Below are 25,428 nucleotides of genomic sequence, written 5' to 3' on the forward strand. Positions count from 1 at the left end.
CGATGAGACAGTTCTGGCCATGGAACAGGCGCTGGAGCTGGTTGGGCTCACCAAGGTGTTCGGGACCGAGCGGGCTGTCGACGATCTCAGCCTGAGCGTGCCGAAGGGGTCGTTCTTCGGAATGCTCGGGCCGAACGGCGCGGGGAAGACGACCTCGCTGTCGATGGCAGTCGGTCTGCTGCGGCCCGATGGCGGTACGGCGCGGATCTTCGGCGTCGATGTGTGGGCGGAACCGACCAAGGCCAAGGCCCTGGTCGGCGTACTGCCCGACGGTCTGGGGATGCCGGAGCGGCTGACCGGCCGTGAGGTGCTGACGTACCTGGGCCTGCTGCGCGGACTCCCCGAGGACGAGGTCAACGCCCGTACGACGGAACTCCTCGAGGTGCTCGAGCTCGATCAGGAGGACGACAAGCAGGTGATCGGGTACTCGACCGGAATGCGGAAGAAGCTCGGCCTCGCGGTCGCCCTGCTGCACGCACCCCGGTTGCTGGTGCTCGACGAGCCGTTCGAGGCCGTCGATCCGGTGTCGGCGGCAACCATCCGGACGATCCTGAACAGGTTCATCGCCGGTGGTGGTTCGGTGGTGATGTCGAGTCACGTGATGGCGCTCGTGGAGCAGCTCTGCGACCGGGTGGCGGTGGTCGCGGACGGCAAGGTCGTTGCTCAAGGCACCGTTTCCGAGGTGCAGGCCGGCGGCAGCCTGGAGGATGCGTTCGTCGCGCTCGTCGGCGCGTCGACCCGTGGTGCGGAGGGTCTGTCGTGGCTGTCGGTCTGACCGCGCGAACGCTGGTCCGGATGCGGTTGGCCGCGTTCCGGCACGGTCTGAAGGACCAGAACCGGCTGACCTGGATCGGCACCGGCGCGTTCGTCGGACTCGTCCTCGCGGCCGGCACGATCTGGGTTTCGGCGAGCGGTGACAACGACGTACTGGCCGTGGCACTCGCCGTATGGATGCTCGGCTGGGTGGTCGGACCGCTGTTCGCCGGTGGTGGTGACGAGACGCTCAAGCCCGAGTACTTCGCGATGCTGCCGATCCCGCCGCGCGAACTGGCCACTGGTCTGCTGACCGCCGCCTTGGCCGGTGTCGCGCCGATCATCAGCCTGGTCGCACTGCTCAGCCTCGTGATCGCCGGTGGACAGCTCAGTGTCGCGGCTGCGCTGATTGCTCTGCCTGCGCTCCTACTGCAGTTGTTCTGCTTCATCCTGGCGTCCCGGCTCGCGGTTGCCGTGTACGGCGTACTCCTGCAGGTCCGGGCGGGTGCGGTGATCGCTGCGGTGGTCAACGCGTTCATCCTGGCCTTCACCGCGCAGGGGTGGGCGCTGATCGTCGCGTTCGTATCCACTGACGTCCAGGGCACCATGGCCAAGGCTGCACGCATTGCGCCCTCCGGCTGGGGCCTGGTCGCCGTAGAGGCTGCGGGACGCAACGACTGGCTGAAGGTACTCGCAGCCCTGGCCGGTCTGATCGTGCTGGCCGCAGTGATGCTGGTCGCCTGGTCTGCCCTCCTGGTGCGCCGCACAACGGCCAGCCGCACCGGTGGAAAGGTGGGGCGGCAGCTAAGCGCACACAGCGTGCAGGGTGCCGCCGACGCCAAAGAACTGCGGTCCTGGACGCGGGACTTGCTCTACGGGCACCGGGCCGTGTTCGCGATCTGCTACGGACTCTTCTTCTGCCTGATGCCACTGGCGATCGGCTGGAAGGGCATGCTGCCATGGGCCGGTCCTGCGGCTCTCGTGATGGCCGGTGCGATGTCGGCCAACCTCTACGGCTCGGACGGTACGGCGCTCTGGACCACGCTGATGACCCCCGGCTCGGCCCGGCCCGATGTGCGCGCACGGCAGCGTGCGTTCTTGGTCGTCTTCGGTCCGCCCACCCTGGTGATCACTCTGCTCCTGACCTGGTGGGCGGGCGACGCCAACGCCTGGCCGCTCGTGCTGAGTGTTCTGCCCGCACTCCTCGGTGGTGCGGCCGGTCTGATCGTCGCGTGCTCGGTGTACTTCGCCGTGCCGACGACCGATGCGCACAAGCGGTCCGGGAATCCGCTCAACTCGGGTGAGAACGAGGGCGAGACGATGGGCATCGTCTACGTGATGCTCGTGCTGGTCTCGGTCAGCGCTGCCCCTGCCCTGATCGTCGGCCTCAACGCGTCGTGGTGGGGCGTTCCAGTCGGTGTCCTGACCGGCGTACTTGCTTGGTGGTATCTGGGCCGCACAGCGGCCGCGCGACTCGACAAGCGCGGTCCTGAGCTCCTCACGCTGCTCCGGCACGGCCGGTCGACCGCAGAGCAGGCCACCCGGACCGCAGCAATGGAGGCCCTGCCCAAGTGGCGCCGGACGCTGGCCGGGTTCTGCCTGGGCTTCGGTGCGATCCCCCTGTTCCCACAGGCCGTCGTACCCGCGATCTTCAAGCTGACCGGCAACGACGACACCAAGTCCTGGTTCCTGGCGCTCTACACCAACGGACCATGGCAGTGGATCGTGATCGTCGCGATGGCCGCGCTGGGGTTGGGCATGTACGCGTACGGCGGTCTGACCTACCTCAACGCGAAGAAGACCGCGGCCGCCACCGCAGCATCGGCGGCCCCGATCCCCGTCAAGTCGGCCACCGACCGCTGAGCCCGGTCCACACCGTCCCGCAGTACAGCGCCAACTGCGAGGTCGGCGTCGTCCGCCACGACGCCGGCCCGCACCGCGTTCCCGAAGTCACCGTGGTCGAGGCACTGATCATGATCGTCGGTCGCGATCACCGCACCCGCGAACACCTCCACCGGCAGCTCACCCTTGCCCGGCATGTCGGTTCCGATCCCGGTGATGTGCAGCGCGGATCGAAAGGCCTCTGCCGGGAGCGGATCGCGGGCGGCCGTGGTCGCGATCACGCAGGCCGAACCCTCGAGCCCATCGGGCCGAGCATCCAAACCGTCAGCAGCAAAGGCCTTGCAGAGCTCGGCAACTGCGTCCGGCCGCCGGCCCCACACCTTCACGCGTCGCAGTGGACGCAGGTGTCGCAACCACTCGACCTGCAGCCGCGCCTGCTCGCCGGTCCCGAGTACGGCGACCTCGTCCACGTCGGCCGGGGTCATCGCGTCGGTGATCAGCGCACCGGCTGCCGCGGTACGCCAGGCCGTCAGCTTGCCCTCATCGGCGAGAACCGCGGCAGGTGCACCCGTGGTTGCGTCGACGACGAGGATCAGTCCGTTGTTGACCGAGGCGAACGTGCTGGCGAGCTTCACCGCGAAGTACGGCGATCCGTCGACGTACCCGGCTTTCACGTGGCAGTCGCCGGCGTGCCGCGGGAACTCGAGCACCATCGGCGCGGGGACCGACGTACGCCCGTCGGCGTGCGCGATCAATGCATCCCGGACCGCGCTGAGGATGACGTCCGGGGTCGCGACCCGGGCGATCTCGTCCAGGCCGATGATCGGCAGCGTCATCGGCGCTTGTCCAGCCACTCGGCCCAGGCCGCCAAGGCCGGCTCGGGATCCAGGCGACCGAGGCCGACCCGGAAGCGGTCGGTCGGGGTCTCGGTCAGCTCGGAGCCGTAGATGCTGGATGGCAGCAGGAGTACGCCGGCCTGTTCGACCAGCTCGGCGCACATGCTCTCGACCCCGTCGGCGCCGAGGTAGCGCGGATAGCAGACGCAGCCACCATCGGGCGGAGCGAACTCGAAGAGCTCCGGGTAGCGTTTGAAGAACGCCGCGAAGACCGGCACGTTCGCCGCGATGATCCGTCGATTGCGGTCAAGCAGCCGATCACGAGCTCGGAGCGCGATCAGCGCGAGCACCTCGCTCGGCGCCGAGTTGCAGATCGTCGTGTAGTGCTTGGCCCGCTCGAGCCGATCCAGCACAGTGCGGTCCCGGCAGGCGATCCAGCCGATCCGCAGGCCGGGCAGACCGTACGCCTTCGACATCACGTTGAGGGAGATGGCCCGCTCCGACAGATCCGTTGCCTGAGGCAACGGTAGCTCTTCCAGCCCGCGGTACACCTCGTCACTGAACAGCGTGATCCCGCGTTCGTCGCACAACTGCACCAACCGATGCCAGCTGTCGAGCGACGGGACCGCGCCGGTCGGGTTGTTCGGGAAGTTGACCGACACCATCCGGGTGTTCGGCCGGAGCGCCCGCTCGACCGCGTCGACGTCGAGCGCCCAGTCCTCGGAGGGCTGCAGCGCAACCCCGGTCACCTCGCAGACCGACAGCGGGATCGTCTCGGCCGCCTGGTAGTTCGGCGTCAGTACGACGACATGGTCCGACGGCTCGAGGAGCGTCCGCATCGCCAGGTAGATCGCTTCCTCGGCGCCCGCGAAACAGAGGATGTCGTCGGGCTCGGCGCCGTCGTACGTCGTGGCGATCTCGGCTCGCAGCTCCGGCAGGCCACGCGTCTCGGTGTAGCCGAGTGCGAGCGACTCCCACCGCTCCCGGCCGTCGTCATCGGCCAGGGCGAGCAGCTCGGCCATCGGCAGTGTCTGCGCGTCCGAGGCGGTCAGGTGGTAGCGCGCGCTGAACTCCCAGCGCGCGAAGTACGTCTCCAGCCGGAAGTCAGGCAGGGTCGGCATGGGACTCCTTCCGGGTCTGGGCGAGCAGTTGGTACAGCGCGGACCGCGAGATCCGCAGCGCCCGGGCAACGGCCGGGACGGACCGCCGTTGACTGAGCACACCGGCAGAGTCCAACCGCGCCAGCACCTCCAGCCGGTCGTCCCGGCTCAACCGCTCGACGGTCAGCCCGCGCTCACGGACGTAGTCGGCCACGACTTCGTTCAGCGTCTCGGACCAGTCGTGCTCGAACAGCACTCGCGGCTGACCGGCGGTCGGTGCGGCGAACGCGGCCAGCAGGCGACTCGCCTCCTCGAACGCGGTCCGGTCCACGTTCACGCACAGCACGTACGCCGGTTTCCCGTCGTCGGCCCGGATCACCGCGCTCACGCTGGACAGCCGCCGGCCGTCCGGCAGTGTCTTCGGGTACGGGCCGTAGACGCCGGCCTCGGCTGCGGTCAGCTCGTCAAGCTCGCCGAGCAACGAAGGATCGCCCGGCTCCCGCCCGGACAGCGGGTTCCAGATCGCGGCGATCTCGTCGGCGGCCGGGTCGTGCAGGACGACCTCGGCATGCGGCGACAGCAGTCGCGCCAGCGCCGCACCGATCGGTGCCAACTGGTCAGGGGTCATCCGTGGACAGTAAGTCCAGCATGGACGGTTTGTCTAGGCAGGTACCAAGGCGGAGTCCGAGTGCTGGGCGCGCTTGAGGCCGTAGAGCAGCAGACCGATGGAGATCGCGCCGACGACGGCGTACGTGATCTTGCCGCCGATGCCGTCCCACGCGGTGTGCAGGGCGACGGCCAGTGCGTACATGCCGACGAAGCCGGCGAAGTGCTTGCCGGTGGGCGCGGTCACGAACCGCCAGAGGCCCCAGCAGCTGAGTCCGGTCCAGGCGGCATGACCGGCCGGCGACAGCAGACCGCGGATGAACAGCGTCTGCTCGGCCGCGCCCACGTTCCCGTTGGACTGCAGCAACGCGACGAACGCGTAGCCCATCGTCTCCAGTACGGCGAACCCGGTGCCGACCGCGACCCCGATGATGATCCCGCGGCCGATCGAGGTCCGGTACCGGTGCCCGAAGAACACCACCAGGACGGCCGGCACGATCAGCTTGGCGGCCTCCTCGATCAGCCCCACCCCGACCATCGGGAGCGTGCCGAGTCGCCGCATCGCGTCGTACTCGAGCAGGCCCGCGACGACGACGCCGACCACCCCACCGAACAGCAGGCAGCCGCCGAGGGTCGGGCCGTCGATCAGCCAGCGCCCGGACCGGCCGTCCGCGAACGTGACGAAGGTCAGCGGTACGACGAGCGCGCCGAGCAGGATCAAGGTCGGGAACAGGTTCGGGTTCCCGGTGGCGGTGAGGACGGCGAGCACCGCCAGGTAGAGGCCCCCGCCGACCAGGAACGTGCCGAGCCAGGCCCACCGGCGTACCAGTCTTGGCGTCATGAGCCGATGGTGGCGGTTCTGGCGTGCTTGCGCCATGTCGCAGGGACGGCAGTGATGGACAGGGCGCAGCTCCGTGACCTGATTGCAAACTCTGTCGGAAGAGGTTCGCCTGCCCCAGCCTCTCGAAGGAGAACTATGTCCCCCCAACGGATCACCGCCGCCACCCTCGCGGCGATGCTCGTCCTCGGCGCGGCGGCGGTAACCCCGGCCGCCGCCGCACCCCCTCCCCTTCCGGCCGGGACCACCGGACCGAAGACCACAGCCGTCACCCTGATCACCGGCGATGTCGTCGAGGTGACCGACGCCGGTGCCGGCAAGAAAGCGGCCGCCGTCCATCCCGCCGCGGGTCGCGAAGGCGTCTCGTTCCACACCATCGAGGCCGACGGCGGACTTCGCGTCCTCCCGAGCGACGCCGTCCCCTACATCTCCACCGGTGTCCTGGACGTCGACCTGTTCGACGTCGACGAGCTGATCGCCGACGGGTACGGCGACTCCGCCGCCCGGCAGCTGCCGCTCATCGTCAAGGACAGCGCGGGTCTGCGCGGAGCCCAGGCTCTCGCCGGTACGACGACCACCCGCGAGCTCCCGTCGATCGGCGGCCGTGCGGTGGACGCGGCCAAGGACGAGCTCCCGGAGCTGTGGAAATCGCTCAAGCCCGCCTCCGGACAGCGATCGCTGAACAGTGGCGTGACCAAGATCTGGCTCGACGGCAAGGTCCACCCGGTGCTCGACAAGAGCGTCCCGCAGATCGGCGCACCCGATGCGTGGAAGGCCGGCTACGAGGGCTCCGGCGTCGAGGTCGCCGTACTGGACACCGGCGTCGACCAGACGCACCCAGACCTGGCCGGGAAGGTGAAGGAAGCCCAGGACTTCTCCGGTAGCCCGACCGGTCCTGAGGACCACTTCGGCCACGGAACCCACGTCGCCGCGACCATCGCGGGCACGGGAGCCGGCGCCAACGGAACGCGCAAGGGCGTCGCCCCGAAGGCCGACCTGCTCGTCGGGAAGGTGCTCGGCGACGACGGGTACGGCTACGACTCCTGGATCATCGCCGGGATGGAGTGGGCCGCTGCCGAGGGCGCGAAGGTCGTGAACATGAGCCTCGGCGGCGAGGCCACCGACGGCACCGACCCGCTCAGCCAGGCGGTCAACGACATCACCGCCCGGACGGGCACGCTGTTCGTCGTCGCGGCCGGCAACGAGGGCCAGGACGAAACAGTCGGTACGCCGGGCGCTGCTGCGTCCGCGCTGACCGTGGGAGCCGTGGACCGGACCGACCAGCTCGCCGACTTCTCCAGCCGTGGACCACGACTCGGCGACGCGGGCCTCAAGCCCGAGATCACCGCGCCGGGCGTGGACATCATCGCGGCCCGCGCGGCGGGCACGATCATGGGCCAGCCGGTGGACGAGCTCTACACGGCCGCGTCGGGTACGTCGATGGCCACGCCACACGTGGCCGGAGCAGCTGCCCTGCTCGCGCAGCAGCACCCGGACTGGAAGGCCGACCAACTGAAGAACGCACTGGTCAGTACGGCGAAGACTCAGCCGAACCAGACCGTCTACCAGCAAGGCGCGGGTCGGGTGGACCTCACTCGAGCGGTTGCGCAGCAGGTCACCGCGACCGGCGTGGCGGACTTCGGTCTGCAGACCGGTGAGGCGGGCACCCGGACCATCACCTACCGGAACGACTCCGGCAGCCCGGTCACCCTCACGCTGTCGGTGCAGGTCACCAACCTCGACGACAAGCAGCCCGAGACCGACGGCTTCACCGTCCCGGCAACCATCACGGTCCCGGCCAACGGCACGGCCGACGTCCCGGTCGCGCTCGACCCGGTCAAGCTCGGACGCGGCCAGTACAGCGGCTGGATTGTTGCCACCGGCACCAATGGCGTCGTCACCCACACCGCGGTCGGCGCACTGCGATCCGGCCCGAAGCACAAGGTGACGTTGCGCGCGGTGGGTCTGGACGGACAGCCGACCGGCGTACCGGTCATCTCGCTGTTCGGCGACAACTCGCGATCCGACGTACTCGCGTGGATCCCCGAGGGTGAGTCGTTCACGGCCGAGGTCGAGGAGGGTACGTACCTGCTGCACTCGCTGGTGGAGAACTCGGATCCGCAGGACGAGCAGGTCAGCCTGTTCACCGACCCGAACATCGTGGTCAGCAAGGACACCGAGATCGTCATCGACGCCCGCAAGGCGGTGCCGATCACGATCCAGACGCCGAAACCGTCGGAGCAGCAGGCGGTGCTGAGTTACTACGTGCACCGCGTGTACGGCAACGGCCGGTCGATCAGCCACGGCGTGATGCACTTCAGCACGGTCAAGCAGGTGAACGTGACGCCGACCAAGCCGGTCAAGGACGGCACCTTCGAGTTCTCGTCCCGCTGGCAGTTGGTTGCGCCACTCGTCCAGGCGTCGGTGCCCGGGGTGGACGGGCCGCTGGATATCAACCTGCTGCACCAGTCACCGTCGTACGAAGGCAAGAAGCGGTTCCCGGTGGTGTCGTCGCTGGAGCACGCGAAGGGTGCTCTGGTGGTGCTGGACTCCGACGACGAGGGCGCGCAGATCGAGGCGGCCGCGAAGGCGGGTGCGGCGGCGATCATCCTGATCCGGCCGGCGGCCTGGTCGGCGTGGACGGTCTGGCGCCCGACCGGGGACCGGGAACCGATCCCGGCCATGGTCACCACGTTCAAGGACGGGCAGAAGTTGCTGGACCGGATCCGGAAGGGGCGCGCGTCGATCGACCTGACGCTGACCACCTCGAGCCCGTACCTGTACGACGTACAGCAGGTCTCGGCCGGGTCCATCCCGAGCAAGATCACCTACAAGGTGACCACGGCGAACAGTGCGCGGATCACCACCAGGTACGCCGACAACGGTGGCTTCAACTGGGCCAAGGAGCAGCGGTTCGGGTGGCGTCCGTGGCAGGAGTACTCGTGGAACGACGCGCAGCGGTTCGTGCAGACGCCGAAGGTCCGGGAAGAGTGGGTGACGTCCGGTGACTCGCTCTGGCAGCACCGGGTGCACCACCTCTACACGTGGGACGACATGAACACGCTGGCCGGTGGAATGACCGCGGTGCCGCAGAGCTACCGCACCGGCTCGTCCGACGAGACCTGGTTCGGTCCGGTGGTGCGACCGGCCGCGGCACCTGGTGTGGTGTCCACGCGGACCGGTGACCGGCTGTCGCTGCGGATCCCCTCGTTCGTGGACGCGGCCGGGCACTACACGATCGGCGAGACCAGCTCCGCCTCGGCGAAGCTGTCCCGCAACGGCACCGTGGTCGCCGAACTGCCGGATGCTTGGGCGGACGTGATCACGTCCAGCGCGGATGCGGCGTACAAGCTCGATCTCTCCACTGCACGCATCGACAGCGAAGGTGAATGGAACTGGGGCACTCGCACGGAGACCTCGTGGGAGTTCCGGTCGGCGAAGCAGGCGGACGACAAGGCCGTCCCGCTGTCCCTGCTGCAGGTCGGCTATACGGTCCCGACCGACCTGACCGGCCGGGTCGCCGCCCGCACCCACGTCGTCGGCTTCACGGCACCCAAGTCGACCAGCCTGCAGGCCTGGGCGTCGTTCGACGAGGGTAAGAGCTGACAACGGCTGCCCGTGCTCGGTGCCCTCGGCCACTACCTGGCCGTGGTCCCGAACGCGCACGACACCGTCTCGCTCAAGGTCCAAGCCGCTGGGTCCAACGGCGCGAAGATCACCCAGACAGTGATCCGCGCGTACGGCGTGAAGTAGGTGCAGTCCCGCTCCGGCCTGGTCAGAGCCAACCGCGTTTGGCGGCTTGGTAGGCCAGGCCGGTGCGGGTGTCCACACCGGCCAGCGCCATCATCCGGTCGAGCCGGCGCTGGACGGTACGGCGGCTGATCCCGAGCTGGGACGCGATCGACTTGTCGGGTACGCCGGCCACGAGCAGGGAGAGCAGGAACCGCTCGGAGTCGTCCAGGCCCTCGGCCACCAGCTTGTCGCCGGCCTGCAGCCGGACCGGGGTCGCCTGCTCCCAGTGACTCTCGAACAGCGCGAGCAGCGCGTCCAGCAACTGGCCGCGGCCGATCACGGCAGTCGTCGGTTCGCCGATGCCTAGTTCGTCGTCGCGGACGAGTGGGCAGACCGCGGTCGCGCGGTCCACGATCGCGAGCCGGACCGGGAGGGTCGGCAGACTGCGGGCTTCCTCACCCCAGCCGACACCTTCGGCGATGGTGTCGAGCTCGCCGGGGGTTTCGAGCAGCGCGCGCTCGTAGATCGCGCGATACCGGACGCCGCGGGACAGAGCGCCGTACTCCTCGGTGTTCTCGGCGCCTTGCATCGCCAGGGGGTTGGCCCGGCAGAACCAGAGGATCTCCTCGCGGGCCGACTCCTGCAGGTCGCGCAGGCGCTCGCGGAGTGCGGTCGCGCCGACGATCACCTCGACCAGGTGATGCGCGTCCCGGCGGTTCGCGTTGAGGCGGAACTCCTCGCTCAGCGCGGCCACTGTCTTCCGGGCCGCCTCGAGCGACTCCTGCCGGCGGAGCAACGTCGTACCGAGGGCGACGTCCGGTGGGAGCGGGCGGAACAACGGCTCGTCAGCCTCCTGGACGGCGACGAGGCCCTTGGCCTGAAGGCGCTGCAGCACCTCGTCGGCCTCGTGCTGGGTCAGCTCGGCGACTTCGGCCAGGTCCCCGGAGCGGGCCAGTGCCAGTCCGACCAGCAGCCGGTAGGCCTGCTCCTCACGGGCATCGAGCAACGAACCGTCCTGCATCCGCCCCACCTCCGGGGACCACCTAAGCAGGCATTCCAACGTTGAGACGAGCGATAACCCCATGGCACATCGGCGCCACGGCAGCTCTGTGCCATCACAGAGTCAGTGAGAGTCCGTCACTTCCGGTCAGCAGTCCGCGGAACTCGCCGCCGCAGAGTCGTCCGCCCTTGAGAAGAGACCGATCATGAGCTTGACCGATTACGCCGGCATCGCCGGTCTGTTCGCCGCGGCCGCAGTAGCCATCTGGATGCTCCTCAGCCCCCACACCCCGGCGCCGACCGGCCGCCACCGCGCCGCCCCGGCCCTGCGCCTGCCGCGCCCGCATCACTCGGATCGAGGCGCGCGCCACGGCAGTTAGCTGATTGGTCACGAATCCGTCAGCAGAGTGAGACGGGCTTGCTGAGCCATGGACATTGGGTGCCGGACTGAGTACGGTCCGTAAACGGCGTCCGCACCACGCCACCGCCGGAGGGCTGCTGGGCCCTCCCCTTGTCGGTGAGGTGCTGCCCGCCAGTAGCGCCTCACTGGTGGATGGGCAGAGCGGCCCGCGGCAGCACGTCGCGGCCTGATGGGGGCCCATACACCCAGGTGGGGCGGGCGAGCGACACTCACTCGCTCACCGCCCCACCGGTTCAATTCATCCACAATTTCCACGGCCGACGTTCCGTGGGCGGCCCAGCTGGGCAGACTGTCTCCCGTCCGGTCCCCAACCGCCCCTGGGAGTCGCCGTGAAGCGCTGGTTCCGTCCGGCCCTGATCGTCACCGCCGTCCTTGCCCTGCTCGGCTTCGGCATCACGCCGTCGACCGCGGCCACGCCCATCACCGTCGGTACGGCGATCGGCCGGCAGGACGGCTCGAGTGCCTCGGTCACGGGCTACGTGGTCGGTCAGCCGACCGCCACCAACACCGTTGTCCGCAGCAACTTCCCGAACGACTTCGCGCTCGCGCTGGCCGACTCGGCCACGCAGACCAGTACGTCGTCGATGCTCTATGTCCAGATCCCGTCCGCGTTCCGCGCGTCGTACGGGCTGCAGAGCAACCCCGGCCTGGTCGGTACGAAGATCACGGTCACCGGCACGCTGGCGGCGTACTTCACGCATCCCGGTCTGAAGGACGCGACCGCGTTCACCGGCGGCGGCTCGTCGGACCCCGGTGATCCGGGCGATCCAGGTGATTACTACGCCGGCGCGGAGGGCAAGTCCGGCGCCGCGCTGAAGGCCGCGCTGCACACGATCATCTCCAGCCAGACCAAGCTCACCTACGACCAGGTGTGGACCGCGCTCAAGGACACCGACCAGGATCCGGCCAACGCCAACAACGTGATCGAGATCTACTCCGGCCGCTCGATCGCGAAGAGCAGTCAGGGCGGTGGCGTCGACGACTGGAACCGTGAGCACGTCTGGGCCAAGTCCCACGGTGACTTCGGTACGGCGACCGGCCCGGGCACCGACGTACACCATCTGCGGCCCGAGGACGTGTCGGTGAACGCGGCCCGCGGCAACCTCGACTTCGACAACGGCGGCTCGACGGTCGCGCAGTGCACCGGCTGTACGGCGGACTCGGACTCGTTCGCGCCGCGGGCGGCGGTCCGTGGCGACATCGCCCGGATGATCTTCTACATGGCCGTTCGGTACGAAGGCGGCGACGGGTTCGCGAACCTCGAGGTGAACAACTCGGTCGACAACGGCAGCGCGCCGTACATCGGCAAGCTCACCGTGCTGAAGGCCTGGGCCGCCGCCGACCCGCCGGACGCGTTCGAGCAGCGCCGCAACGAGGTCATCTACACGACGTACCAGCACAACCGGAACCCGTTCATCGACCACCCCGAGTGGATCAACTCGATCTGGCCGTGACCCTGGATCGAACCGCTAGCGGTTGACCTGGGAGGGTCGGCCGCCGGCGCGTTCGTGGGTCTTCGCCGGGCGCTCGCCGGCCGACAGTTGCGGGTGCTGAGCTCTTCCGGTCGGCTGCGCGATCCCGGCGGTGGCGGCGGACTGGCCGAGCCGGGTCTGGATCCACTCCTGCATGCCGGGGTCGGCGATCGAGACAGTGCGGCCGTTCTGGCGGAGCAGGCCGCGCGAGATGAGGTCGTTGCTCGCGTTGTCGAGGGACCAGTTGCCGGGACCGCTCTCGTCCCGCAGCGACAGGCCGTGCGCACCGCGGCCGGCGGTCCTCGCGAGCAGGTCCTTCTCCGCGGCATCGCACCCGTACCAGGCGGCGTCGTAGAGCAGCCGGGAGCGCAGGTTCAGCTGGGCCGTCGTCGCCTTCGCGATGTCCGTGGTGATGCCGGGCCGGCGACCACCCAGTCCGAGCGCGGCACCGGCCAGCGTGCGGAGGCGGCTGGGGTTGCCGTTGGCCGCCTTGACCAGGGCATCCACGGCCTGCGGTTCATGCCGGATACCAGCCTCGTACAGCGGCACTGTCAGGGCGCGACGTAGTTGGTCGTCGCTCACGGGCGAGACCTTCCGGATGTCGAACCGGTGGGTGACCTTGGTCTCGATGCCGGACGCCCCGCCGGATGCAGCTGCCAGTCGCGTGGCCGCCAGCTCGCCACCGGCCCCGATCAGGAACATCGGCTGCGCGCGCTGCTGCAGGCGGGCGGACAGTTCGGTCATCCGGACCAGGTCGTCGTCCTTCGCGCAGTCGAGGTTGTCGACCGTCATCAGGATCGGCTCGTGGTGGGCCTCGGCCAGCGCGCCGAGGTAGTCGGCGAGTTCGTTCAGAGTGCTGCCGACGTTGTCCTTGGGTGCGTCGTCGGCCCGCCGGTTCACGCCGACCTCTGCCACGCCCGGAACCCCGACGCGGAGCTGCAGATCGGTCAGCGCGCTCCGGGTCCGTATCGCCAGCTCACCCGCGAGGTTCTTGAGCTTGGCTGCCTCGTCGTCGCCGAACCGGGCGCGGAACTTCTCCAGGTCCTGGTTGATCGCGCGAACGACGCGGAACCCGAGCTCCTCGCGCTGGGAGGCGTCCACCCGGAAGGCCATCCAGCCTTGCCGTTTGGCCAGCGCGTGCACGTTGTCCAGCTCGTAGCTCGTGCCCATCCCCGGCGGGCCGGTGAACATGATCGAGGTCCCCCGCGGGGGCAGCTCGTCGAGCGAGATCGGCTGGCCCTGGTCGTCGGTCCGATGGATCCGGTAGACCGGCTTGTCGGTCGGACCGAACACCTGGCTGGCGAGCTCGGCCTGCTCGCCGGTCGGGTGCACCGGAGCGACCGCCGAACCCACGCGAGCGTTCCTTGCCAATGCTCGGCTCGGCTGCCCCGGCGCGACCGGGGCCGGCGTCTGGCCGGTGATGTCGTTGATCCAGACCTGGAACTCGGGGTCGGCGATGGTGACGAGACCGTCGTCGTGCTCTCGGAGCAAGCCGCGGGCCACCAGGATCTGGCGGGCCTTGTCGGTCGCCTGCCAGCGGCCGGCACCCTTGGCCTGGTACGCCGCCGGCATCGACAGCCCGTTCGGGCCCTGGGCGGCGACCGCGGCCAGCAGATCCTTCTGCTCGTCGTTCCCCGCGTTCTCGGGATCCTCGGAGATGTTCCAGTAGTCCTGGTAGTACTGCCGGTACCTGCGATTGACCGAGTCGGTCGCAGCAGCGGCCGCGGCGATGGTGATCCCGGCGTCGGGATCGGCGTACGCGAGGGCCGCGTCGGCGAGGTCGCGGAGCCGGCTCGGGTCACCGTTCGCTGCCTTGACCAGCCGGTTGATCGCCTCGGCCTGGTAGGGAACCTCGCGGTCGCGCAGCGGTACGGTCAGGGCCACCCAGAGCTCGTGGTCGGACATCGGACCGACTTCGCGGATGTCGAACTGGTTGGTGACCGTGGTGGCGATCCCGGACATCCGGCGGGACGCCCGCATCAGCATGCTGGGGGCCATCGCCCCGCCGGCGGTGACCAGCCAGACCTGGCGGCCGCGCTTCTCCAGGTGGATGGCGAGCTCGTTCAGCCCGGCCAGGTCCCGCTCGTCCGCGACGTCGATGTTGTCGACCATCAGCAGCACCGGCCGGCCGTTGCTCTCGGCAAGCTCACCGAGCCGGTCGCCGAAGTCGTTCAGCGTGGTGCCGATCTTGTCGTGCGCGCTGGTGTCCCACTGCCGCTTGACGATCCACGTCGCCACCCCGAGGCTCAACCGCCCCTCGACGCCGTGCTGGGTGTTGCGGGTCCGGTTGGTCAGGTCGCGGACCGTCTTCCGCAGCGCCCGCATCGATCCGGCGCCGTACCGCTCGCGGAGCTTCTCGAGGTCTGCCTTGATCGCGCGGGTGATCAGGTTCTCGAGCTTGTCGCCCTTCGAGGCGCGCACGCTGATCGTCGTCCAGCCGCGGGCGTCGGCGAGCGCCTTGACCTTCTCCAGTTCCCGGGTCTTGCCCAGACCGGGTGGTCCGGTGAACAGGATCGCCTTGCTGTTCGGAAGCGGGGAGCCGATCGAGATCGGCTGCCCGAGCCGGTCGGAGCGCTCCACGGTATGCGCCGGGCGCCGCGGCGTACCGTAGACCTGGCTCATTGCTCCAGCCTGCGGACTGTAGCCGTACCCGACACAGGCTGTACATGGCCGGTCGGTTAACACTGTTCTGCCGCTGGTTGAATGGCGAACCGATCCGAACTGGTCTATTGCCGCGACCCGATCGCGCAATCCTGGCCGGAAAAGCTTGGACGTAGCGTGGGCCGCTGTCACTCTCAGTGCCATGAGGATCAAACGAGTCATGGCGGCGCTCCTCGCAGCGCCTCTGGTGGGGCTGGTGCTCGGCGCGATGCCGACCATGTCGATCACGGCCCAAGCGGATCCGAATCCGGCTCTGCACGTCACCTCGGTCGCGCTGAACAAGACCAGCGTCGCGGTCTCAGCGCTCAACACCGTGCCGGTCACCGTCACGGTCAAGGGCTCGTACGACGACGCCAGTGACCCGAAGATCACGGTCTACGTGATCCTCGAACGCACTGCGGGCACCGGACAGAACACTGCCCTGCTCTCGACGAACCTGCCGCTTACCGGCACCTTGCAGAACGCCACCTGGAGCGGACCGCTGCAGGTGCCGTCGACGGCCAACGGGACCTTCAAGGTGAAGAGCGTGTTCGCCGGGACCTACAACCCGGGCAGCGGTGACATGACCGAGCCCACGCCGTACGACGGTCCTTCGATCGTGGTGAAGGGGACGAACATCCCGCGGCTGAGCGCCTCGGTCACGCCGAAGCTGGTCCCGTTCGGCCAGGGGTACTCGATCAAGTGGGCGGTCACCAACTCGGCCACGGGCAAGCCCTACGGCTCCAAGATCCGCGTTGTCCTCGGCAACGACAACGGGTGCGTCGAGTTCACCGGAGCACGCGATCCGCGCCTGACCGACACCAACGGCATCGTGACCAAGTCCTATCTCGCGAGCGATGCCGGATACCTGAACTGCCTGCTGCTCCCCGGTGACCCGGAGACCATCGGCTGGCTGTCGTTGTTCGTGGCGCGGCCCGGGATCGTCTCCGCGGCACCGTCGAAGACCAGCGCCCCGGTCGGGTCGATCGTCCCGGTCAACGGCTCGGTCGCCGGCGCGCCGACGGCCTGCAAGGTCAACCTGCAGCGTCTGTACGGCGCCACCCAGTGGCGGAACGTCGGTACGGCGAACATCCGGTCGAGCGGCCGGTTCACGGCGAACGCGCAACCGGCGTACAGGGGCCAGATCCCTTACCGGGTGTCGTTCCCGGCCTGCTACAACTATGCGGCGGGGCTCAGCAAGGTCTTCTACATCCGGGGGTTGTGAATGCGGATCAAACGAGTGCTGGCGGCGCTGTTGACGGCGCCGCTGGTAGGACTGTCGCTCGGCGCGATGCCGACCACGTCGACGACGGCACAGGCAGCGCCGAACCCGGCGCTGCACGTCGACTCCGTCACGCTGAACAAGGCGAGCGTCGCGGTCTCCGGGTTGAACACCGTGCCGGTCACCGCCACGGTCAAGGGCGCTTACAACTCCACGAGTGACCCGGACATCACGCTGTACGTCGTCCTCGAACGAACCGCGGGGACCGGGACGAAGGTCCTGATGGTGTCGACGAACCTGCCGCTCACCGCCGGGACCCTGGCCGACGGCACCTGGAGCGGACCGCTGAACGTGCCGTCGACAGCCAACGGTGCGTTCAAGGTCACGGGTGTGTCCGCCGGCAAGTACGCCCCGGGCACCGGCGACCTGTTCGACCCGACGCCCGTGGCGAACGGTCCGTCGATCACCGTCACCGGGACCCACCTGCCGAAGATCACCGCCGAGGTCATCCCGGCGGTCGTGCCGTTCACGAAGGATCCCTTCCGGATCCGCTGGACGGTCACCGACTCGTCCACCGGCAAGCCGTACGGCACCCGCCTCAAGCTGATCCTCGAGACCGACGACTTCTGCATCAAGTACATCGGCCCCTACGAGACCGACCTCTCCGATGCGAACGGAGTGGTGACCAAGCTCTACGGTTCGTCGGTCGCCAACATGTCCCAGTGTCTGATGCTGCCCGGTGATCCGGGCGCGAACGGGGCGTTGACGATCTTCGCCCCACGCCCGGGCATCGTCGCCGCCACCCCGTCGAAGCCGAGTGCGCCGGTCGGTTCCCTGGTCCCGGTGAACGGTTCGGTCGCCGGAGCGCCCTGGTTGTGCCCGGTCAACCTGCAGCGGCTGTACGGCGCCACCCAGTGGCGGACCGTCGGTACGTCGACAGTCCGGACCAGTGGACGCTTCACGCTGACCGCGCAACCGGCGTACGTCGGCCAGATCCCCTACCGGGTGTCCTTGCCGGCTTGCAAGAACTACCGCGCGGGAGTGAGCAGCACCTTCTACGTCCGTGGACTGTGAATCGGTCTTCGTTGGGCGGGTAAGTTAACCTGAGTTAGGTAGCCCTAACTTACCCGCCCGAGAGGACTGTGGTCGCGTGACCAGCCCTGCACCCCGCCGTAACCGCGTCTGCAAGCGCGCCGTCGTACTCCGGACCGAGCGGGTCACCCCGCACATGCTCCGGGTCGTGCTCCGCTCCGACGACTTCACCGACAACGGTTTCAGCGACCACTACGTGAAGTTGCTGTTCGGCAAGCCCGGCGTCGAGTATCCGGAACCGCTGGACATGGGCGTGATCCGGGAGACCCTGCCGACCGAGCAGTGGCCGACCTCGCGGACCTACACGGTGCGCAACTGGGACGAGGACAGCAAGGAACTGACCATCGACTTCGTCTACCACGGCGACGAGGGAGTTGCGGGCCCATGGGCCGCGGCGGCCCAGCCGGGTGACGTGCTGTGGTTCAACGGTCCCGGTGGTGCGTACTCGCCGGACGAGGCCGCCGACTGGCACCTGCTGGTGGGTGACGAGAGCGCGCTGCCGGCGATCAGCGCCGCGATCGAGCAGTTGGCGCCGGGCGCGCGGGCAACCGTCCTGCTCGAGGTCGAGGACGAGACCGAGGAGCAGAAGCTCAGCGGTGCGGGCGATGTCGACATCACCTGGCTCTACCGTTCGGGCAGCACCGAGGCCCGCGGTGACCAGCTGGTCGCCGCCGTCGAGGCCCTCGACTTCCCGGCCGGCGACCCGCAGATCTTCGTCCACGGTGAGGCCGGTTTCGTCTTCCGGATCCGCAAGAACCTGTTCCAGGAGCGTGGTCTCGCGCGCGACCGGGTGTCCCTGTCCGGCTACTGGCGCGTCGGCAAGAACGAGGACGGCTGGCAGGCCGAGAAGGCCGACACCGCCCGCAAGGAACGCGAAGCCGCCGCGTCCTGATCAGTCCGGCTTGCGCCGGGTCAGTACGTCGATCAGGGTGTCGGACTGGTTCGTCGGCAGCACCCAGTCGTCGCCGGAGGCTTGCAGGATCACGGCTGATCCCGCGGTGGCTACTGCGGCGTTGACCGCGATCGGGAACTTCAGTCGCTCCGACCCGGACAGCGAGAACTCGAACGTGCCCGTGACCTCGGTCAGTGGATAGGTGCGGAACTGCTCCGCCGACCGCGGCATCGGGTGGGACTGGATCGTCACCGAGTCCGCCCCGACGAGGACGGCGGCCAGCGGCATCCCCCGCAGCCGGAACACCAGCTCGTACGGCGTCTCCGCCAGCTCAGGTACGACGGGCACGAGGAGGACGCGATCGGCGTACCGGGCCAGTGCCAGTCCGGCGATGACGCCCGCGATCAGACCCGGCAGCGCGAGGATCGCGGGCCACCAGACACCGGTCGCCAGCGGGAACAGCGTGATGACCAGACCGGCGATTCCACCGAACAGTCCGCCCACACCGGTCCACCAGCGCGGCTGATACCGATGCCGCCGCCGGAGCACCCAGCCGACCACCAGCATCGCCGCCGGTACGACGCACCCGATCCAGGCCGCGGCCGGTCCGGTCGAGCTGATCCACGCGACGACCGCGAGCAGCACCGATGGGATGCCCAGATAGATAACCGCCACCACGCGTTGTACGCGCTTGTGCCTGCGTTCCACGTCGCTCACGGGAAAACCCAAGCACATCCGGGCCGAACCACCTACTGTGCCGAGGGTGATCGAGATCCCCTCGAAGCTGATCCGGAACCACAGCAAGAGTTCGCCAGACTGGCTGGCCGGACTGTCGGACGACCTGGACGAGTACATCGATCGTTGGGAGTTGACCCGCGCGGGCGACCTCCTGAGTGGTGAGGCCTCGCTGATCGTTCCCGTCGTACGGCGGGACGGGACCGAAGCGATGCTCAAGCTCCAGCAGGTCAACGACGAGAGCGAGGACGAGGCGCTCGCATTGCGGACCTGGAACCACGACGACGTCGTGGAGGTGCTGGAGGACGACCCGTCGACGTCGACGATCCTGCTGGAGCGGCTCGAGCCGCGGACGCTGAACGACGTACCCGACGATATCGAGGCGACCCGGATCCTGGCCGAGCTGCTGTCCCGGTTGAGCGCCGTACCGGCTCCGATCGGGGTCCGGCGGTTGGCGGATATCGCCGCCGGCATGGTCGAGGACGCGCCGGGTCTGATCCCCAAGCTGGCCGATCCGGCCGAGCAACGGCTGGTCTGGCGGTTCGTCGCGCAGGTGAAGGAGCTCATTCCGGACTCCGGCAGCCGCCTGCTGCACTGGGACCTGCACTACGAGAACGTGATGGCGTCCCATCGGCAGCCGTGGCTGGCGATCGATCCGAAGCCGCTGGCCGGGGACCCGGCCTTCGAGCTCATGCCGGCGGTCTGGAACCGCTGGGACGACCTCGTCGCGACCGGGAATCTGTCCCAGGCCATCCGGAATCGGTTCGACCTGATGCTCGAGGTGACCGGGATCGATCGCGAGCGGGCGCTCGGGTGGACGGCCGGCCGGATCCTGCAGAACGTGCTCTGGTTCACCGAGGACGGCGACACCCGGATCGAGGACGAGCTGGCGGCTGTGTCGGATGCCCTCTTCTCGTGATTACATGATTACGTGACTACTCCGACGCTGTACGAATGGGCCGGCGGGCATGAGGCGCTGCGGCGGCTGACCGAGGTCTTCTACGACAAGGTGCTCGAGGACCCGATCCTCGCGCCGGTGTTCGCGCACATGAGTGATCAGCATCGCGAGCACGTCGCGCTGTGGCTCGGCGAGGTCTTCCGCGGCCACAGCCGGTACACCGACGAGCTCGGCGGCTACCCGGCGATGTTGTCCCACCACATCGGCCTGTCGCTCACCGAGGAGCAGCGCTCCCGCTGGGCCGCGCTGATCGCCGCGAGTGCGGACCCGGCCGGGCTGCCCGACGACCCGGAGTTCCGCTCGGCGTTCGTCGCGTACATCGAGTGGGGTACGCGCATCGCCCTGGCCAACTCCCAGCCCGGCGCAACCCCGCCGCCCAAGGCGCCAGTGCCGCACTGGGGTTGGGGCGAGGCTCCGCCGTACCAGCCCTAGTTCCGGTTCCAGGTCCGGCGGGCGTGACGGACGATCAGCAGTACGACGATCGCGAGGGCCGCGACGCCCGCAACGCTGCCGACAATGACGGCCACCGTGAGTCCGGCACCGAGCGCGTCCGCGATGAGGCCTGCCAGGGCACCGACGAGCACTGCCACGATCACGCTGACGAGCAGGGCGATGCTCGAGACGTACTGCGTGGCCGGGATCCGGGTCCTGGTGCTCCCGTAGGTCCGCATGATCCCGGCGATGTCTTCGCGGTGCCCGGTGATGAAGTACTCCTCGAGCTCGGGTGCGATGTCGAGGTAGCCGCGGCGCAGGCGGTTCATCCCGACCACCAGCTCGACGTCCTCGCCGTTGAGCTGGACCAGGCGGATCACCGTGGCCACGCCGATGATGACCAGCAACGGGATGATCAGGAGCGCGAAGACCTGGAACCCGACGCCGAAGTCGGTGTTCTGCGCCACCAGGGCGAGCGCGACCATCGTCGCGGACACCACCGTCACGAACCAACTGGCTCGGCTGAAGCTCTCGCTCCACGCCAGACTGCGGGTGGCCAGCAGGCTCCAGTGCTCGGTGGACAGGATCTGCGCCCGCACGCCGGCCGGGACGGACTCGGCGGGCTGGTCGTCTGACATTTCGGCCTCCTCGGCTGGGTCCGGTGCGGACAGTCTGGTCGATCGAGGGGGCTTTGCTGAGGCGGCAGACACCCGTGGGGGAGCTGGCGGACTGGGGGTTGGATACAGTCGCGGTTCACGACGAATCCGCCTGGCGGGGATGCGAGGGTGAACCTGTGACCGCTCAGCTCGAGTATCCCGAGGTTCAGGACAGCACTGCGTTGTTGTCGATCCAGGGCCTGTGGAAGGTCTTCGGTCCCAAGGCGCAGCGCGTTCCCCGTCGTCCCGAACTGGCGGCTCTCGACCGGGCATCGCTGTACTCCAGGACCGGATGTACGGCGGCAGTCCGCGACCTCAGCTTCGACGTCGCACCGGGTGAAGTGTTCGTGGTGATGGGACTGTCCGGGTCCGGCAAGTCCACGCTGGTCCGCTGCCTCACGCGCTTGATCGAACCGACCGCGGGCAGTCTGATCTTCGAGGGTGAGGACCTGCGTGCCGCGGACGAGAAGCGGCTGCGGACCTTGCGGCGGAGCAAGTTCTCGATGGTGTTCCAGCACTTCGGGCTGCTGCCGCATCGCAAGGTGATCGACAACGTTTCGTACGGGCTGGAGATCCGCGGCGAGAGCCGGCCGGACCGTCGCCGCCGGGCCCAGGAGGTCATCGACCTGGTCGGCCTGGCAGGCAACGAGCAGCTCTATCCCGAGCAGCTCTCCGGCGGTATGCAGCAGCGCGTCGGGCTGGCTCGCGCGCTCGCGAACGACCCCGACGTACTGCTCTTCGACGAGCCGTTCTCCGCGCTCGACCCGCTGATCCGCCGGGAGATGCAGACCGAGGTGGTTCGGCTGCACCGCGAGGTCGGCAAGACGATGGTGTTCGTCACCCACGACCTCTCCGAGGCGCTCAAGCTGGGCGACCGGATCCTGCTGATGCGCGACGGCGCCGCGGTCCAGCTCGGCACCGGCGACGAGCTGGTCGGTGCTCCGGCCGACGACTACGTTCGTGAGTTCGTCCGGGATGTGCAGCGGGCCGACGTATTGACGCTGCGCTGGATCGTCCGCGACCCGCGGCCCGATGAGCCGCTGGACGGGCCCGAGCTCGGTCCCGACGTACTGGTCCGGGAGGCGACCCGGCTGGTGCTCGAGGCGGACCGCCCGGTCAAGGTGGTCGCGAACGGCACGCTGCTCGGTGTGATCGGCGACGAGGAGATCCTCGCCGTGGTCGCGGACTCGAACTGATGGCCTCGATCACTGGTTCCGTCGAGATCGAGGTACGACGGCCGCGCCGGAGCGTGGTCGCCGGAGTGCTGCTGGTTGTCTGGGTGGCGGCGTACTTCGTCCTGCGCGGGATCGGCACGTTGCCCCTCGGCGGTCAGGAGACGACCGCGTTCCACCGCTGGCTGACCGATCATCGCGATGATGTCGGCCAGGGCAACCCGCTCTTCGACGCGATCCGGCTGGCCGTCGACCACTTCGTCGTACTGCTGCAGAACCTGATCTCGCAGCCGTCGTTCGACCGGCCGGTGCCGGTGGTCGGGTGGCTCGGGGTCGTCGCGGTGGCGGCGTACGTGGCCTGGGCGTTCGGCAACTGGAAGGTCGCGCTGCTGACCGCGCTCGGGCTCGGATTCGTCGGGCTGCAGGGGTTGTGGCAGGAGAGCATGGACACGCTCGCGCTCACGATCGCGGCCGTCCTGCTGTCGCTGCTGGTGGCGATCCCGCTCGGCATCTGGGCGGGGCTCTCGGATCGTGCGTTCAAGGTCGCGACGCTGATCCTCGACCTGATGCAGACGCTGCCGACGTTCGTGTACCTCGCGCCGCTGACCCTGTTCTTCGCGATCGGCCCGGCCGCGGCCACGATCGCGACGCTGATCTACGCCGCGCCCCCGGCCGTTCGGTTGACCGCGCACGCGATCCGCTCGGTCCCGCCGGAGAGCGTCGAAGCGGCCCGGTCGCTCGGCTCGACCCGCGGTCAGACGCTGACCAAGGTGCTGCTGCCGATGTCGCGATCGACCGTTGTCGTGGGCATCAACCAGACGATCATGGCCGCGCTCTCGATGGTGACCGTGGCCGCGCTGATCGATGCGCCCGGCCTCGGCCAGACCGTGCTGAAGGCGCTGCAGACGCTCGACGTCGGGGTCGCGTTCAACGCGGGTCTGGCGATCGTGGTGATCGCGATCGTGCTCGACCGGGTGACCACCGCGGCCGGTGACCGGCCCTGGCGTACGGCGAACGTCCGCCGCCGGATCCTGCTGGGCGCGGGAGCGGTCGGCGTGCTGGTCGCGATCTGGTTCTCGCGGACCTATGTCTGGGCGGCCGAGTTCCCGTCCGAGGTGAACATCGGCTCGCGGATCGCGGTGATCGCCTCTGATGTGACGAGCTGGGTCCAGGATGTCTTCGGCGGGTTCACGTACGGCGTGCGGGACGTGGTGACGCAGGGTCTGCTCAACCCGCTGGAGGGGTTGCTGACCGGGTCGCCGTGGTGGCTCGTGTCCACGGTCGTGATCGCGCTGGCCGCCGTACTCGGGGGCTGGCGGGGCGCCGTACCGGCCGCTGTTTGCCTGGGGCTGTTGGTGGCGACGGGCGTGTGGCACGACAGCATGATCACGCTGGCGTCGACCCTGCTCGCGACGGTTGTGGTTGTCGTGGTCGGACTTGCGCTCGGAGTATGGGCCGGGCGCAACCGACGGGTCGACATCTGGATCCGGCCGGTGCTCGACGCCGGGCAGACGATGCCGCCGTTCGTCTATCTGGTGCCGTTCCTCGCGTTGTTCGGCACCAGCCGGTTCACCGCGATCGCGGCCGCCGTGGTGTTCGCGGTCCCGGTCACCACCAAGATCGTTGCTGATGGCATCAAGGCGGTTCCGGTCGCAACCGTCGAGGCGGCGAACTCGGTCGGTTCGAGCGCGTGGCAGGTGATCAGCAAGGTGCAGCTGCCGGTGGCCCGGCGGGCGATTACCCTCGCGGTCAACCAGGGCCTCATCTACGTTCTGTCGATGGTCGTCGTCGGCGGTCTGGTCGGCGCGGGTGCACTCGGGTACGACGTGGCCGCGGGATTCGCGCAGAGTGAGTTGTACGGCAAGGGTCTGGCGGCCGGACTGGCGATCGTCCTGCTCGGGGTCATGCTCGACCGGGTCACGCAGGCGGCAGCACGCCGTACGCAGAATTTCCAAGGCTCTACCAACTTCAAAAGCATGGGAGACAAGCGGTGAAGAAGCTCCGGTACGCCGGCGTCCTGACGGCCGTCGCGCTCGCCCTGGCCGGGTGCGGTGGGGAGAAGGTCGGTGCGGACAAGCCGACCGCCGGCGGCAAGGAGTGCGGCAGCTTCAACCTGACCGTCAGCCCCTGGGTCGGCTACGAGGCCAACGCCGCGGTGGTCGCGTACGTGGCGACGAAGGACCTCGGCTGCAAGGTGGTGAAGAAGGACCTGAAGGAAGAGATCGCCTGGCAGGGCTTCTCCACCGGCGAGGTCGACGTGAACCTGGAGAACTGGGGGCACGAGGACCTGAAGAAGAAGTACATCACCACCGACAAGGTCGCGGTCGAGGCCGGCTCCACCGGCGTCAAAGGCGTGATCGGCTGGTACGTGCCGCCGTGGATGGCGGCGAAGTACCCGGACATCACGGACTCGAAGAACCTGAACAAGTACGCCGCGTTGTTCAAGACGTCGGAGTCCGGCGGCAAGGGACAGTTGCTCGACGGCGACCCGTCGTACGTCACGAACGACGAGGCGCTGGTGAAGAACCTGGCGCTGAACTACAAGGTCGTGCAGAGCGGGAGTGAGACCGCGCTGATCCAGGCGTTCCGGGACGCGGAGAAGAACAAGAAGCCGCTGCTCGCGTACTTCTACGAGCCGCAGTGGTTCTTCAACGAGGTCAAACTGGTGAAGATCAACCTGCCTGCGTACAAGGCGGGGTGCGATGCCGACCCGGCGAAGGTTGCGTGCGACTACCCGCCGTACGACCTCGACAAGATCGTCTCCAAGAAGTTCGCCGACTCCGGCAGCCCGGCCTACGACCTGGTCAAGAACTTCAAGTGGACCAACGAGGACCAGAACGCGGTAGCCCGCATGATCGCCGTGGACAAAATGACCCCCGACGCCGCCGCAGAGAAGTGGGTCAACGACAACAAGTCGAAGGTCGACGCCTGGCTCGGCAAGTAACTCAACCCGAAGCCCCCTTGACAGGCTCAAGGGGGCTTCAGCTTGTTCACGTGGGCCGGGGGCAACTATCACGATGTGACGGAGCA

The 25,428-nt window shown here is 68.6% G+C and carries 22 protein-coding genes; 14 read left to right on the forward strand and 8 right to left on the reverse strand.

The annotated features are described in order from the left end of the window. The first annotated feature begins 19 nt into the window (after positions 1-19). Both AB0L70_RS03325 and AB0L70_RS03330 read left to right on the forward strand, forming a co-directional pair. Positions 20-775 carry an ABC transporter ATP-binding protein gene (locus AB0L70_RS03325; RefSeq protein WP_363679417.1) on the forward strand — a complete coding sequence of 252 codons (756 nt, stop codon included), beginning with the start codon at positions 20-22 and terminating at the stop codon, positions 773-775. Continuing rightward, positions 760-2,616, forward strand: a complete 1,857-nt coding sequence (locus tag AB0L70_RS03330) for a hypothetical protein (protein ID WP_363679419.1) — start codon at positions 760-762, stop codon at positions 2,614-2,616. Before AB0L70_RS03325 ends, AB0L70_RS03330 begins: the two co-directional genes overlap by 16 nt. On the opposite strand, the gene AB0L70_RS03335 is transcribed toward AB0L70_RS03330, so the two are convergent. The 4 genes from AB0L70_RS03335 to AB0L70_RS03350 are packed head-to-tail and all read right to left on the reverse strand — an operon-like array spanning position 2,535 to position 5,978. After that, entirely contained in the window at positions 2,535-3,431 is an 897-nt protein-coding gene (locus AB0L70_RS03335) for a hypothetical protein (RefSeq protein WP_363679421.1), read from the reverse strand. The genes AB0L70_RS03330 and AB0L70_RS03335 overlap by 82 nt on opposite strands. After that, positions 3,428-4,552: a pyridoxal phosphate-dependent aminotransferase gene (locus AB0L70_RS03340; RefSeq protein ID WP_363679423.1), complete on the reverse strand. Its 1,125-nt coding sequence runs from the start codon at positions 4,550-4,552 to the stop codon at positions 3,428-3,430. The genes AB0L70_RS03335 and AB0L70_RS03340 overlap by 4 nt, the downstream gene beginning before the upstream one ends. Next, entirely contained in the window at positions 4,536-5,159 is a 624-nt protein-coding gene (locus AB0L70_RS03345) for a PAS domain-containing protein (RefSeq protein WP_363679425.1), read from the reverse strand. Before AB0L70_RS03345 ends, AB0L70_RS03340 begins: the two co-directional genes overlap by 17 nt. A 33-nt stretch (positions 5,160-5,192) precedes the next feature. Next, positions 5,193-5,978: a PrsW family intramembrane metalloprotease gene (locus AB0L70_RS03350; RefSeq protein ID WP_363679427.1), complete on the reverse strand. Its 786-nt coding sequence runs from the start codon at positions 5,976-5,978 to the stop codon at positions 5,193-5,195. Between the two features lie 135 nt (positions 5,979-6,113). On the opposite strand from AB0L70_RS03350, the gene AB0L70_RS03355 reads away from it, so the two are divergent. Together AB0L70_RS03355 and AB0L70_RS03360 are read left to right on the forward strand one after the other, a co-directional pair. Then, the gene (locus tag AB0L70_RS03355; RefSeq protein ID WP_363679429.1) at positions 6,114-9,581 is read left to right on the forward strand and encodes a S8 family serine peptidase; all 3,468 of its coding nucleotides are present in this window, start codon (positions 6,114-6,116) and stop codon (positions 9,579-9,581) included. Between the two features lie 12 nt (positions 9,582-9,593). Further along, positions 9,594-9,728, forward strand: a complete 135-nt coding sequence (locus AB0L70_RS03360; protein ID WP_363679431.1) for a hypothetical protein — start codon at positions 9,594-9,596, stop codon at positions 9,726-9,728. 22 nt (positions 9,729-9,750) lie between these two features. Here the strand turns inward: AB0L70_RS03360 and AB0L70_RS03365 are convergent, their stop codons facing one another. After that, positions 9,751-10,728 (reverse strand): helix-turn-helix domain-containing protein, encoded by a 978-nt coding sequence (locus AB0L70_RS03365; protein ID WP_363679433.1) that lies wholly within the window; start codon positions 10,726-10,728, stop codon positions 9,751-9,753. Positions 10,729-10,912: 184 nt separating this feature from the next. Here AB0L70_RS03365 and AB0L70_RS03370 point away from each other — a divergent pair, with 184 nt between their 5' ends. Together AB0L70_RS03370 and AB0L70_RS03375 are read left to right on the forward strand one after the other, a co-directional pair. After that, a complete protein-coding gene (locus AB0L70_RS03370; protein ID WP_363679435.1) occupies positions 10,913-11,086 on the forward strand; it encodes a hypothetical protein in 174 nt (57 codons plus the stop codon). Between the two features lie 370 nt (positions 11,087-11,456). Then, entirely contained in the window at positions 11,457-12,581 is a 1,125-nt protein-coding gene (locus AB0L70_RS03375) for an endonuclease (RefSeq protein ID WP_363679437.1), read from the forward strand. Positions 12,582-12,596: 15 nt separating this feature from the next. On the opposite strand, the gene AB0L70_RS03380 is transcribed toward AB0L70_RS03375, so the two are convergent. Continuing rightward, positions 12,597-15,221 (reverse strand): hypothetical protein, encoded by a 2,625-nt coding sequence (locus tag AB0L70_RS03380; RefSeq protein ID WP_363679439.1) that lies wholly within the window; start codon positions 15,219-15,221, stop codon positions 12,597-12,599. A 181-nt stretch (positions 15,222-15,402) separates the two neighbouring features. On the opposite strand from AB0L70_RS03380, the gene AB0L70_RS03385 reads away from it, so the two are divergent. The 3 genes from AB0L70_RS03385 to AB0L70_RS03395 all read left to right on the forward strand — a co-directional run bounded on the left by AB0L70_RS03385 (position 15,403) and on the right by AB0L70_RS03395 (position 18,445). Then, positions 15,403-16,464, forward strand: coding sequence for a hypothetical protein (locus tag AB0L70_RS03385; protein ID WP_363679441.1), 1,062 nt, complete (start codon positions 15,403-15,405; stop codon positions 16,462-16,464). Beyond that, positions 16,465-17,535 carry a hypothetical protein gene (locus AB0L70_RS03390; RefSeq protein WP_363679443.1) on the forward strand — a complete coding sequence of 357 codons (1,071 nt, stop codon included), beginning with the start codon at positions 16,465-16,467 and terminating at the stop codon, positions 17,533-17,535. A gap of 76 nt (positions 17,536-17,611) precedes the next feature. Beyond that, on the forward strand, positions 17,612-18,445 hold the full coding sequence (locus tag AB0L70_RS03395; protein ID WP_363679445.1) for a siderophore-interacting protein: 834 nt from the start codon (positions 17,612-17,614) through the stop codon (positions 18,443-18,445). Here the strand turns inward: AB0L70_RS03395 and AB0L70_RS03400 are convergent, their stop codons facing one another. Next, entirely contained in the window at positions 18,446-19,162 is a 717-nt protein-coding gene (locus AB0L70_RS03400) for a hypothetical protein (RefSeq protein WP_363679446.1), read from the reverse strand. Between the two features lie 46 nt (positions 19,163-19,208). On the opposite strand from AB0L70_RS03400, the gene AB0L70_RS03405 reads away from it, so the two are divergent. Then, positions 19,209-20,099, forward strand: a complete 891-nt coding sequence (locus AB0L70_RS03405) for an aminoglycoside phosphotransferase family protein (RefSeq protein ID WP_363679448.1) — start codon at positions 19,209-19,211, stop codon at positions 20,097-20,099. 12 nt (positions 20,100-20,111) lie between these two features. Continuing rightward, entirely contained in the window at positions 20,112-20,570 is a 459-nt protein-coding gene (locus tag AB0L70_RS03410) for a group II truncated hemoglobin (RefSeq protein ID WP_363679450.1), read from the forward strand. On the opposite strand, the gene AB0L70_RS03415 is transcribed toward AB0L70_RS03410, so the two are convergent. Then, positions 20,567-21,208, reverse strand: coding sequence for a hypothetical protein (locus tag AB0L70_RS03415; RefSeq protein WP_363679452.1), 642 nt, complete (start codon positions 21,206-21,208; stop codon positions 20,567-20,569). The genes AB0L70_RS03410 and AB0L70_RS03415 overlap by 4 nt on opposite strands. A gap of 155 nt (positions 21,209-21,363) precedes the next feature. Between AB0L70_RS03415 and AB0L70_RS03420 the strand changes: the two genes are divergently transcribed. Genes AB0L70_RS03420 through AB0L70_RS03430 form a run of 3 tightly spaced genes read left to right on the forward strand, consistent with a single transcriptional unit; the run spans position 21,364 to position 25,342 of the window. Beyond that, entirely contained in the window at positions 21,364-22,422 is a 1,059-nt protein-coding gene (locus tag AB0L70_RS03420) for a glycine betaine/L-proline ABC transporter ATP-binding protein (RefSeq protein ID WP_363679454.1), read from the forward strand. Then, positions 22,422-24,392 (forward strand): ABC transporter permease subunit, encoded by a 1,971-nt coding sequence (locus AB0L70_RS03425; RefSeq protein ID WP_363679456.1) that lies wholly within the window; start codon positions 22,422-22,424, stop codon positions 24,390-24,392. The genes AB0L70_RS03420 and AB0L70_RS03425 overlap by 1 nt, the downstream gene beginning before the upstream one ends. Beyond that, the gene (locus AB0L70_RS03430) at positions 24,389-25,342 is read left to right on the forward strand and encodes an ABC transporter substrate-binding protein (RefSeq protein WP_363679458.1); all 954 of its coding nucleotides are present in this window, start codon (positions 24,389-24,391) and stop codon (positions 25,340-25,342) included. Before AB0L70_RS03425 ends, AB0L70_RS03430 begins: the two co-directional genes overlap by 4 nt. The last annotated feature ends 86 nt before the right edge of the window (positions 25,343-25,428 follow it).

It is taken from the genome of Kribbella sp. NPDC051952, from assembly GCF_040680855.1.
In the GTDB taxonomy this organism is placed as follows: Bacteria; Actinomycetota; Actinomycetes; order Propionibacteriales; family Kribbellaceae; genus Kribbella.